This window comes from Streptomyces sp. NPDC005151, assembly GCF_053599875.1.
Window position 1 is genome coordinate 1 of sequence record NZ_JBSFYR010000146.1, and the last position, 11,066, is coordinate 11,066.

The following is an 11,066-nucleotide window of genomic DNA, read 5'->3' on the forward strand; positions in this document are numbered from 1 at the left end:
GGCGCAGATCACTCCGGCGCTCCGCACCTCCGCCCCACGGATCGCATTCCCTCCCGGCGTAAACGCCGGGATTCCCCGCGAAGATCAAGAGATGGCGCGACGCTATGGAGCGGTTGTGATGGCGGGTTAAGGCCGCGATGAGATCCGGATGAGAACGCTTCCGTACGACGAAGGCGGCGGCACCGGGGATCCGAGGGGATCCGGGGTGCCGCCGCCTTGCGTACGTACGTGGCGTCGGGGTTTACGCGGGTACGCGGTCGAGCACAGGGTACGGAGGGACGTCCGGGGACGCCCGCCGGGGTCAGACTTCGGAGCCTGCCTGCCAGTCGGCCCAGCTCAGGTTCCAGCCGTTGAGGCCGTTGTCGGGGGTGATGGTCTTGTCCGGGGAGTTCTTGACGATGACCACGTCGCCGACGAGCGAGTTGTTGTAGAACCACGCGGCGGGCTGGTTGGCGTCGCTCGCACCCTTGACGTCGGCGAGGCCGACGCAGCCGTGGCTGGTGTTGGCGCCGCCGAAGACCGACCGCGCTCCCCAGTAGTTGCCGTGGATGAACGTGCCCGACGAGGACAGCCGCATGGCGTGCGGCACGTCCTTGATGTCGTACTCGCCCTTGCCGTCGGCGTCGGTGAAGCCGACCGTCGCACCGTTCATCCGGGTCTCCTTGAACTTCTCGGAGATCACCATCTGACCGTTGTACGTCGGGTTGGCCGGGGAGCCGGCCGAGATCGGGATGGTCTTGATCGTCTTGCCGTTCTGGGTGACGGTCATCGTCTTCGTGCTGGCGTCGACCGTCGAGACCTGGTTGCGGCCGACCTTGAAGGTGACCGTCTTCTGCTGCACACCGAAGACGCCGTTCGCGCCCTCGACGCCGTCCAGCGCCAGCTTCAGCGTGACGGTGGAGCCGCCCGTCCAGTACTGCTCGGGACGCAGGTCCAGACGCTGTGAGTTGAACCAGTGGCCGACGACCTGCTGGCCGCTGCTGGACGTCACGGTGATCCCGGCCTGGACGGCCTTCTTGTCCGTGATCGGCTTGTTGAAGTTGATCGAGACCGGCATGCCGACGCCGACCGTGGAGCCGTCCTCGGGGGTGAAGTTCCCGATGAAGCTGTTGGCGGGCGACACGGTGGTGAACGAGGAGTTCTCGTGAGCCTCGCGGCCCTTCGAGTCCTTGGCCGTCGCGTTGATCTTGTACGTGGTCGAGCGCTCCAGCTGCCCGTTCGGCTGCCAGCTCGTGCCGTCGGCCGCCAGGGTGCCCTGGACGCTCGCACCGGCCGCCGTGGTCATGGTGACCTCGGTCAGCTTGCCCTTGGCCACGGTGACCTTGGCGTCGTTGTTGATGCTGGCGTTGGTCGCGCCGTTCTTCGGCGAGATCGCTATCTGCGCCTCCGAAGCGTCCTGGGCCGCCGCCTTGTCGACCTCTGCCGCCTGCGACTTCTTCGAGCTCTCGGCGCTGCTGCCGCCCTTGTCGCCGCCGTCGCTGCAGCCGGTGAGCACCAGAACGCCGCCCAGCAGTGCGGACGCGGCCATCAGGCCCCTGCGCCGTTTGCTGTCCGTCATCACACGCTTCTCCATCGTTGCCGTATCCCCATAACCCCGAGCAGAGCCGCCGGCCGGCGGTACCCCGTCAATGTTCCAAGAACACCCGGGAGGGGCCCTCCGTTCCACATCCGTCAAAGATGTGGGGAACACCACTCATCGACGCAGCCGTGGCAGCTGTGGTTCCAGGGGCCGAACACCTGGTGGCCCGGCCCACCGGAAACGGGCCGGGGCCGGTGTGTTCACCGGCTGGACCGCTGTTCCCCGTCGTCGTCTTCCTCCCCATTGTGCGCGATGTCGTCCTCGTCGCCGTCGCCGTAACCCTCGACCTCGTCGTCGAGGTCCCAGGCGTCCGGGTCCTCGGGGTCGTAGTCGATGATCTCGCTGGTCCAGGAGGCCTGGGCCAGCTCGACCCCCGGCACCTCGCTGACCAGATCGAACGGGTCGATGAGGGAGGCGAGGGCCTCCGCACCGTCTTTCCGTACCGCGGACTCGGCATGCATGCGTTCCTCGGCCGACTCGCCGCCGGGCTCGCCGTACTCGGCGGCGATGCTCTCCAGTGCCGTACCGCTGAGGGCGTCCGCGTCGGTGATCTCCAACACCATCTCCACGCGAAGACGAACAAACCGTGATGTCTCTGAAGTGCTCATACGCCGGAGCGTAGGGCCAAGGGCTCCCCCGGCTTTCCCGCGACCCGCTGCTTTCATTAGCATCGGCGCACTGAGCTCCTCTAACTCACTGCTGTCACAAGGGGGATCGATTCCGTGGCCATGGCCCGCCGTCCGCTCCTGACCGCCACCGCGGCGGCCACGCTGCTGTGCGCCCTGTGGTTCGTCCCGTCGGCCAACGCGACGGACGATGCCGACGGTGTGGCCGGTGCGCCGAGCAGACCGGCGGTCACGAACGCCGGTGACGAGGTGTCCGGGCCGGTGCTCGCCGAGACCGGGGCCGGGGCCGACACCACTCCGTATCTGATCGGTGGCACAGCGTTCCTGGCCATCGGCGCAGCGTTCGTCGCCCACTCCGGGCGCCGCGCGGGCGCCTTGTCCTCGATCGCCGGACGGGCTTGAGGGACAGGTCCGTCCGCAGATCCGCCGGATGCCCCCAGGGGGTGTCCGCAAGATATCGCCGTCCGCCCGAAGCGGGGCGCCGGGATTCCCGAGCAGCGGAGCCACTTGGGTATCCCGGCAACTCTGCGGGCCGGGCGGGACTTTGCGGACGCGCCCTACGCCAGTGCCCCGGTGACCGGCTCCACCGCAGCCACCAGCTTCCCGCTCCGCACGAACGCGTCCGCGGCAGCCAGATCCGGCGAAAGGAACCGGTCCGGGCCGGGCCCCTCCACGCCGGCCGCCCGCAGCGCCTCGATCGCGGCGAGGGACGCGGGCGCCGGGGCGAGCCCCTGGGCGGCGCGCAGTTCGATGGCGCGGGTCGCCGCGTACAGCTCGACGGCGACGATCCGACCGAGGTTCTCCACCGCGGTACGGAGCTTGCGCGCCGCCGACCAGCCCATGGAGACGTGGTCCTCCTGCATCGCGGAGGACGGGATCGAGTCCGCCGACGCCGGGACCGCGAGCCGCTTCATCTCGCTGACCAGGGCGGCCTGCGTGTACTGGGCGATCATCAGACCCGAGTCGACACCGGCGTCGTCGGCGAGGAACGGCGGCAGCCCGTGCGAACGGTTCTTGTCCAGCAGCCGGTCCGTGCGGCGCTCGGTGATCGAGCCGAGGTCGGCGGCGACGATCGCCAGGAAGTCGAGTACGTACGCCACCGGGGCGCCGTGGAAGTTGCCGTTGGACTCGACGCGGCCGTCCGGCAGGACGACGGGGTTGTCGACGGCGGAGGCCAGCTCGCGGTCGGCGACGATCCCGGCGTACGCGAGGGTGTCCCGCCCGGCGCCGTTGACCTGGGGCGCGCACCTCACGGAGTAGGCGTCCTGGACGCGCGGCGCGTCGTCCTGGTGATGACCGGTGAGGCCGGACCCGGACAGCACCCGCAGCATGTTGTCGGCGCTGACGCCCTGGCCCGGGTGCGGGCGGATGGCGTGCAGCTCCGGGGCGAGGACCTTCTCCGTGCCGAGCAGTGCCTCCAGGCTGAGCGCGGCGGTGATGTCGGCGGAGGTGTAGAGGTTCTTCAGGTCGGCGAGGGCCATCACGAGCATGCCGAGCATGCCGTCGGTGCCGTTGAGGAGGGCGAGGCCCTCCTTCTCGCGCAGCTCGACGGGGGCGATGCCGTGCGCGGCGAGGAGCTCACCAGCCGGGCGTACGACACCGTCGGAGCCCTCGGCGTCACCCTCGCCCATCAGCGTCAGGGCGCAGTGCGAGAGGGGTGCCAGGTCGCCGGAGCAGCCGAGCGAGCCGTACTCGTGCACGACGGGGGTGATGCCCGCGTTCAGTACGTCGGCCATGGTCTGGGCAACCTCGGGGCGTACGCCGGTGTGGCCGGAGCAGACCGTCTTCAGGCGCAGGAACATCAGCGCCCGCACGACCTCGCGCTCGACGCGCGGGCCCATCCCGGCCGCGTGCGAGCGGACGATGTTGCGCTGGAGCTGGGCCCGCAGGTCGGGGCTGATGTGCCGGCTGGCGAGCGCGCCGAAGCCGGTGGAGACGCCGTAGACCGGCTCGGGCTTGGCGGCCAGCGCCTCCACGATCTCGCGGGCGGCGGCAAGTGCGCTGACTGCGGCTGCGGAGAGCTCGACGCGGGCTCCCGCGCGAGCCACGGCGATGACGTCCTCTGCGGTGGTACCGGACGTCCCCACCACGACTGTGTGCATATCCATATTCAGAAGCGTACGGACTGAAACTCTCCATGTCACTAGTGGTCGTGCGGTTGACCCCTTACCGATCCCGATCGCGGTTCCGCACGAGCGCTACGGACGGCTGCCGCGCAGCCGACGGCGGTCATGAGCGGACTTCGGCGGCGAGTCGGCCAGCCGGATGACCTCGCCGTCCCGCCCCGCCACCACCGGTTTCGTCGAGCGGGCCGCCTTCGCCCGGTACTGGGCGGCGTCCGCCAGCCGGAAGAGCCGCCGGGCCGAGATCACCGGACCGATCGGGTCACCGGTCGACGCGATCCCGCAGGCGACCCCGTCGCCGTGCTCCAACTCCGATGCCCGGTCGCAGAGTTCGGTGGCCACCCGGATCACCTCGTCCGCCTCGGGGCCCACGGCGAGCAGGCAGAACTCGTCACCGCCGAGCCGGGCCGCGAGCGCGCCCGGCAGCATCGCGCCACACCGTGACAGCACCGAGCCGAAACGTTCCAGCAGTCGGTCGCCGACCGCGTGGCCGAGTGTGTCGTTGACTCCCTTCAGGCCGTTCAGGTCGCAGACGACCAGGCTGACCACCGAGCCGTCGGCATGGTGCCGTTCCACCGCCTCGTCGAGCCGCGCATCGACGAGGCGACGGTTGGCCAGCCCCGTCAGCGGGTCGGTGAAGGCGAGCCTGCGGACCTCTTCGAGGCGCTCGGTCTGGGAGATCCCGGCGGCGACGACGGCGGCCAGCACGGTCGCGAAGTCCGCGTCCTCCCGCCCGAACACCGGCACCCCCACCGGTCGCGCCACATAGAGCTCACCCCAGGCCCGCCCGTGCAGCACGATCGGCGCGACCACACAGCAGCCGCGCCGACGGCGCCGCAGAGCCGCCACGCGCTGATGGCGGTAACCGCTCCCGTGCCCGCCCGCACCCGCCGATTTCACGTCGGACGCGACACCGTCCTCGCCGACCGGCCCGTCGGCCGTCTCCACCCAGGCGTCCGGTTCACCGCCCCCCGCCCACCGCTCGTGCAGGAACTCGGTGATCTCCGGGAACTCGTGCACCGGGTACGTCTCCTCGTCGGGGAACTCCTCCTCCCCCTCGGCCCGTTCACCCGCGTTCACCAGTACCCGGAGCCGCCCCGGCCCGCGCTCCCACACGGAGAGCGCGGCGAAACTGCCGCCCAACGCCTCGCACGCCCCCAGCGCGGCCGCCCGCCAGGACTCGCGCGGGGTATGCGCCGCAGCCATCGACTGCGCAAGCGATACGACGGCCCGCAGCCGCACATCCTCACCACCCATCGTTACATCGTATGTAGATCTGTGGTGATTTGATCAACTTGAAGCCGCGAATCGCCTGCTCTGCGGGTCGGAGCCACGACGTACCGTTACTCGCCGGGCCAGTTCGGCTTCCGCTTCTCGTTGAACGCGGCCACGCCCTCGGCCCGGTCCCCGGAGAAGGCCACCGAGCGCCAGGCCGCGTCCTCCACTTCCAGTCCGGCCCGCAGATCGAGCCCGTGTCCGAGCCGCAGCGCACGCTTCGCAGCGCGCAGACCCACCGGCGAGTTGGCCGCGATCCGCCCGGCGAGCGCGAGCGCCTGCGTCCGGTCCTCCCCGGCCTCCACCAGCTCGTCGACGAGGCCCAACTCCCTTGCCTCCGCGGCCTCCACCCGCCGGGCGGTGAAGACCAGCTCGGCGGCGCGCGCCGCCCCGATCCGGCGCGGCAGCAACTGGGTGCCGCCGCCCCCCGGGATGACGCCGACCGACACCTCCGGCAGCCCCACCACGGCGGTCCGGTCGGCGACGATCAGATCGCAGGAGAGAGCCAGCTCGAATCCGCCTCCGAGGGCGAACCCGTGCACGGCGGCGACCGTCGGCATCGGCAGGTCGAGGACGCCGGTGTAGGCGGCGCGGGCGGTGGGCCGCTGCCGCACCAGCTCGGCGTCGGTGAAGGAATTCCGCTCCTTGAGGTCCGCGCCCACACAGAAGGCGCGCTCGTGGCTGGAGGTGAGAACAGTGACCCGTACGGCGGGGTCGGCGGCGAGCGCCGCACAGGCGGCACCGATCGATCGGGCCATGTCCGTGGACACGGCGTTCATGGCCTTGGGCCGGTCCAGAACCAGTTCGGCGACATGGTCCTGGCCCTCGTGGACCCGTACGACGACGAACTCCCCGAACCGCTGCTCGGACGTGACGGTCATGACTGCACCCCTCCGGTTAACGAGCGTTACCGGAGGGATCCTAGGGGGTGTCCGCGAGCGCGCCCCGGGGCGCGGTCAGGACGTACCGCGCCGGGCCAGCAGCCACGGCTCCACCACGCCGAGCCCACGCACCGGCCGCTGCCACATCGGCTGCAGCCCGTACCGGTACTTCGGCACGGCCAGCGGCTCCATGCCGTCCTCGCGCTCCTTCTCGGCCGCCGCGGCCTCCTCCGCCGCCTGCGCCTCGGAGGCCGGGGCGTCGCCCGTACGCGTCAGCTCCTCCGCGAACGCGCCGTCCACCAGCACGGCGTCCTTGGGCGCTATCGAGGTGAGCCGACTGGCGAGGTTCACCGTCGTGCCGAAGACATCGCCCATCCGGGTCGTGACGGTGCCGAACGCGATGCCGACACGGAGCGCGGGCATCGCCTCGTCCTGGGCCATCGCCTCTATCAGGCGCAGCGCGATCTCGGCCGCCGTGCCCGCGTCGTCGGCGGCGTAGAGGACCTCGTCACCGAGGGTCTTGATGAGCCGGCCGCCGTGCGCGGCGACCAGGTCGGCGCAGGTCGTCTCGAACGACTCGACGAGCTCGCCGAGCTCCTCCTCCTCCAGCCGCCGGGTCAGCCGGGTGAAGCCGACCAGGTCCGCGAAGCCGACGGCGAGCCTGCGGTCCACCATCTCGTCGTCGTCGGCCGCCTGCACCACCCGGCCGGTCGCGGCGGCGAGCTGGCGCCGCCAGACATAGATGAGGAACTCCTCCAGCTCCGGCAGGAGCAGCTCCACCAGGGGATACGTGACCTCGGTGCGGGTCATGCCGGGCTCGGGCGGCTCGGTCAGCCCCTCCAGGAAGGAATCGATCTGCCATTCCGCCAGCCGGGCGGTGGTCTGCCCGGTGGACCGGGCGACCTGCACCGCCATGGGCTCGCTGAGCAGTCCCGCCTCCACGAGTCCGGCGAGCCGCCGCAGCGCCAGCACGTCCGCCTCGGTGAGCGCCTTCGCCTGCCCGATGTCGGCGAACCCCATGGCCCGCCAGAACCGCGACGCCAGGTCCATCGAGACGCCGGCGGTACGGGCCGCCTGGAACGGGGTGTAGCGGCGGTCGGCCCCCAGGATCAGCTGTTCCAGCCGGATCGCGAGGGGATCGTCGGTCGGTTCCGCCGTGTGGTCGACTTCGTGATGCGGCGTCGCGTGGACCGAGGGTTCCGGTGAGGGTTCCGCGCCCGCGCCGGAGCTCGTGTCGTCGACGGTCACCAGCCGCCTCCTGCCCGTTCCCTGCGCACTGCCCTGCCGATCTGTCGGTGGATCGCCTCAACGATACGGCAGGTGTGCGCTACCTCACTAAATGAGGGCACCCCGGTACGGGGCCGGCCCGGGCCGGGGGCGTGGGGGCTGCCCCCCGGTGGGTGGTTTCCACGGGGACGACGGCCGGACCGGACACCCCGGTACGGGGCCGGCCCGGGCCGGGGGCGTGGGGGGCTGCCCCCCGGTGGGTGGTTTCCACGGGGACGACGGCCGGACCGGACACCCCGGTACGGGGCCGGCCCGGGCCGGGGGGCTCGTGGTGGCTGTGGGTGGTGGGGCCCCGGCGACCCCGGTACGTGGCGGGGTCGCGGGGGGCCTGGGCCGTCCCCGCCGCGCGGCGGGGCCACCGGTGGGCGCCCCGGTAAGGCACTAGGCAAGGCCGCCCTCCGCGCCCCTCAGGTGGACGATGTCGCCCGCCGACACCGGTTCCTGGAGGCCTTCGTCGGTGGACAGGATCAGGCGGCCGTCACCGTCGATCGCCACCGCCTCACCGGTGAGGGAGCGGTCGCCGGGAAGCTGGGCGCATACCGTCCGCCCCAGCGTCGCGCAGCCCGCCGCGTACGCCGCCTGGAGGCCGCTCCCCGCCGCGTCGCCGTCGGCCGCGCGCCATTCCTCGTACCAGTGCTCCAGCGAGCGCAGCACGCCCCGCAGCAGCGTCTCCCGGTCGGTGGAGACCGCTCCGGCCAGGCCGAGGGAGGCGGCCGTGGGGACGGGGAGTTCGTCCGCGTGCAGGGAGACGTTGACGCCGATACCGACCACGACGCCGTTCGCGGCGCGCTCGGCCAGGATGCCGCCCGCCTTGCGCTCCTCGCCCGCCACCGTGACCAGCAGGTCGTTCGGCCATTTAAGCGCCATGTCGACGCCCGCCGCCTTTGCCAGACCGGTCGCCGCCGCGACACCCGCGAGCAGCGGCAGCCAGCCCCAGCGATGGACCGGTACGCCGTCGCCGGGAGTCAGGTAGACGGAGAAGAACAGGCCGGAGCGGGCGGGCGCCGTCCAGGTCCGGTCGAGACGGCCTCGGCCCGCGGTCTGTTCCTCGGCGATCAGGACCGTGCCCTCGGTGAGTTCCGCAGCCCGTCCCGCGAGGTCGGAGTTGGTGGAACCGGTCGTGTTCACGACGTCGAGCGAGGTCCACAGGCCGCCCGGCCGCAGCAGTCCGCGGCGCAGCGCGGGGACGTTCAGGGGCGGCCGGTCCAGGTCCGACCAGCGGTTCTGTGACGCATCCGGAGGTGTCATGCAAGCCACCCTAGGTGTGGCAAACGACGCACTGCCGAACGGTATCCGCGCCGATACGCTACGGATCAGTAGCCATTCAGCACCTTCGGCAGCTGCCCGCCCGGCCGTCCTCGCGCACGCGTCGCGCACCCGGCCGCGCACGCAGCCGTAGAACCCACCAGTCAGTCGTCCCCGTGACCAGGCAGGGAGCCGCCACCCGATGTCCGAGCCGGAAAAGATCGACATTCACACCACCGCGGGCAAGATCGCGGACCTGCAGCGCCGTATCGACGAGGCGACGCACGCCGGATCCGCACGCGCGGTCGAAAAGCAGCACGCCAAGGGCAAGTTGACCGCCCGCGAGCGGGTCGATCTCCTGCTCGACGAGGGTTCCTTCGTGGAGCTCGACGAGTTCGCCCGGCACCGCTCCACCAACTTCGGCATCGAGAAGAACCGCCCGTACGGAGACGGTGTCGTCACCGGCTACGGCACGGTCGACGGCCGCCCCGTCTGCGTGTATTCGCAGGACTTCACCATCTTCGGCGGCTCGCTCGGCGAGGTCTACGGTGAGAAAATCGTCAAGGTGATGGACTTCGCGCTGAAGACCGGCTGCCCGGTCATCGGCATCAACGACGGCGGCGGCGCCCGTATCCAGGAGGGTGTGGCCGCGCTCGGTCTGTTCGCCGAGATCTTCCGCCGCAATGTGCACGCCTCGGGTGTCGTCCCGCAGATCTCGCTGATCGTCGGACCGTGCGCCGGTGGCGCGGTCTACTCTCCCGCGATCACCGACTTCACCGTCATGGTCGACCAGACCTCGCACATGTTCATCACGGGTCCCGACGTCATCAAGACGGTGACCGGTGAGGACGTCGGCTTCGAGGAGCTGGGCGGCGCCCGTACGCACAACACCACCTCGGGTGTGGCGCATCACATGGCGGGTGACGAGAAGGACGCCATCGAGTACGTCAAGTCACTGCTGTCCTACCTCCCGTCGAACAACCTCTCCGAGGCGCCCGCCTTCCCGGAGGAGGCGGATCTCACGGTGACCGACGAGGACCGTGAGCTCGACACCCTCATCCCGGACTCGGCGAACCATCCGTACGACATGCACACCGCCATCGAGCATGTGCTGGACGACGGCGAGTTCCTTGAGACGCAGGCCCTGTTCGCGCCGAACATCATCACCGGCTTCGGGCGCGTCGAGGGCTACCCCGTCGGCATCGTCGCCAACCAGCCGATGCAGTTCGCGGGTTGTCTGGACATCAACGCGAGCGAAAAGGCCGCACGCTTCGTCCGTACCTGCGACGCGTTCAACGTGCCCGTGCTGACCTTCGTCGACGTCCCCGGCTTCCTGCCCGGCGTCGACCAGGAGTACGGCGGCATCATCCGGCGCGGCGCCAAGCTGATCTACGCGTACGCGGAGGCGACCGTCCCGCTGATCACGGTGATCACCCGCAAGGCGTTCGGCGGCGCGTACGACGTCATGGGCTCCAAGCACCTGGGCGCCGACATCAATGTCGCCTGGCCGACCGCGCAGATCGCGGTGATGGGCGCGCAGGGTGCGGTGAACATCCTGCACCGCCGCACCATCGCGGCCGCCGAGGATCAGGAGGCGACCCGCGCCGAGCTGATGGCCGACTACGAGGACGCGCTGCTCAACCCGTACGTGGCGGCCGAACGCGGCTACGTGGACGCCGTGATCATGCCGTCCGACACCCGGGCACACGTGGTGAAGGGGCTGCGCCAGCTGCGTACGAAGCGGGAATCGCTGCCCCCGAAGAAGCACGGCAACATCCCCCTCTAGAAAGGGTCCTGACCATGATCAAGGTCGTACGGGGCAACCCGACCCCGGAGGAGCTGGCCGCCGCACTGGCAGTGGTCCAGGCGCGCGCCGCGGCGACGGCCGCTGTGTCGTCCGGCGCGCCCGCGCTGCACGAGCAGTGGTCCGACCCGGGCCGCATCGCCCGCCGGGAGCGCCACCGGCCTGGCCCGCGGGCCTGGGCGCGGACGTACTGGCCGGGGTAACCGTCCGGCCGCACGGCGGAGGCCCGGAACCCGCCACGGCGGG

10 protein-coding genes are annotated in these 11,066 nt (G+C 70.9%); 3 read left to right on the plus strand and 7 right to left on the minus strand.

What is annotated here, in order from left to right; genetic code table 11:
* Positions 1-301: 301 nt before the first annotated feature.
* Both ACWD6R_RS37780 and ACWD6R_RS37785 read right to left on the minus strand, forming a co-directional pair.
* On the minus strand, positions 302-1,573 hold the full coding sequence (locus ACWD6R_RS37780; RefSeq protein ID WP_451822887.1) for a L,D-transpeptidase: 1,272 nt from the start codon (positions 1,571-1,573) through the stop codon (positions 302-304).
* Between the two features lie 206 nt (positions 1,574-1,779).
* Positions 1,780-2,187, minus strand: a complete 408-nt coding sequence (locus ACWD6R_RS37785; RefSeq protein ID WP_451822888.1) for a hypothetical protein — start codon at positions 2,185-2,187, stop codon at positions 1,780-1,782.
* A gap of 114 nt (positions 2,188-2,301) precedes the next feature.
* Between ACWD6R_RS37785 and ACWD6R_RS37790 the strand changes: the two genes are divergently transcribed.
* Positions 2,302-2,607, plus strand: a complete 306-nt coding sequence (locus tag ACWD6R_RS37790; protein ID WP_451822889.1) for a hypothetical protein — start codon at positions 2,302-2,304, stop codon at positions 2,605-2,607.
* Positions 2,608-2,762: 155 nt separating this feature from the next.
* Here the strand turns inward: ACWD6R_RS37790 and hutH are convergent, their stop codons facing one another.
* The 5 genes from hutH to ACWD6R_RS37815 all read right to left on the minus strand — a co-directional run bounded on the left by hutH (position 2,763) and on the right by ACWD6R_RS37815 (position 9,019).
* On the minus strand, positions 2,763-4,313 hold the full coding sequence (hutH, locus tag ACWD6R_RS37795; protein WP_451822890.1) for a histidine ammonia-lyase: 1,551 nt from the start codon (positions 4,311-4,313) through the stop codon (positions 2,763-2,765).
* A gap of 90 nt (positions 4,314-4,403) precedes the next feature.
* A complete protein-coding gene (locus ACWD6R_RS37800; protein ID WP_451822891.1) occupies positions 4,404-5,585 on the minus strand; it encodes a diguanylate cyclase domain-containing protein in 1,182 nt (393 codons plus the stop codon).
* A gap of 86 nt (positions 5,586-5,671) precedes the next feature.
* On the minus strand, positions 5,672-6,484 hold the full coding sequence (locus tag ACWD6R_RS37805) for an enoyl-CoA hydratase/isomerase family protein (RefSeq protein WP_358857829.1): 813 nt from the start codon (positions 6,482-6,484) through the stop codon (positions 5,672-5,674).
* A gap of 75 nt (positions 6,485-6,559) precedes the next feature.
* Complete coding sequence (locus ACWD6R_RS37810; protein ID WP_451822892.1) at positions 6,560-7,732, minus strand: adenylate/guanylate cyclase domain-containing protein; 1,173 nt, start codon at positions 7,730-7,732, stop codon at positions 6,560-6,562.
* A gap of 420 nt (positions 7,733-8,152) precedes the next feature.
* On the minus strand, positions 8,153-9,019 hold the full coding sequence (locus tag ACWD6R_RS37815; protein WP_451822893.1) for a biotin--[acetyl-CoA-carboxylase] ligase: 867 nt from the start codon (positions 9,017-9,019) through the stop codon (positions 8,153-8,155).
* 199 nt (positions 9,020-9,218) lie between these two features.
* Here ACWD6R_RS37815 and ACWD6R_RS37820 point away from each other — a divergent pair, with 199 nt between their 5' ends.
* Positions 9,219-10,802 carry an acyl-CoA carboxylase subunit beta gene (locus tag ACWD6R_RS37820; RefSeq protein ID WP_451822894.1) on the plus strand — a complete coding sequence of 528 codons (1,584 nt, stop codon included), beginning with the start codon at positions 9,219-9,221 and terminating at the stop codon, positions 10,800-10,802.
* Positions 10,803-10,816: 14 nt separating this feature from the next.
* Positions 10,817-11,023: an acyl-CoA carboxylase subunit epsilon gene (locus tag ACWD6R_RS37825; protein WP_451822895.1), complete on the plus strand. Its 207-nt coding sequence runs from the start codon at positions 10,817-10,819 to the stop codon at positions 11,021-11,023.
* Positions 11,024-11,066 lie beyond the last annotated feature (43 nt).

Bases quoted from the DNA above. Each gene is read 5' to 3' on its own strand.
- ACWD6R_RS37780 (WP_451822887.1), bottom strand. From the start codon at position 1,573: ATGGAGAAGCGTGTGATGACGGACAGCAAACGGCGCAGGGGCCTGATG.
- ACWD6R_RS37785 (WP_451822888.1), bottom strand. From the start codon at position 2,187: ATGAGCACTTCAGAGACATCACGGTTTGTTCGTCTTCGCGTGGAGATG.
- hutH (WP_451822890.1), bottom strand. From the start codon at position 4,313: ATGGATATGCACACAGTCGTGGTGGGGACGTCCGGTACCACCGCAGAG.
- ACWD6R_RS37800 (WP_451822891.1), bottom strand. From the start codon at position 5,585: ATGGGTGGTGAGGATGTGCGGCTGCGGGCCGTCGTATCGCTTGCGCAG.
- ACWD6R_RS37805 (WP_358857829.1), bottom strand. From the start codon at position 6,484: ATGACCGTCACGTCCGAGCAGCGGTTCGGGGAGTTCGTCGTCGTACGG.
- ACWD6R_RS37815 (WP_451822893.1), bottom strand. From the start codon at position 9,019: ATGACACCTCCGGATGCGTCACAGAACCGCTGGTCGGACCTGGACCGG.
- ACWD6R_RS37820 (WP_451822894.1), top strand. From the start codon at position 9,219: ATGTCCGAGCCGGAAAAGATCGACATTCACACCACCGCGGGCAAGATC.
- ACWD6R_RS37825 (WP_451822895.1), top strand. From the start codon at position 10,817: ATGATCAAGGTCGTACGGGGCAACCCGACCCCGGAGGAGCTGGCCGCC.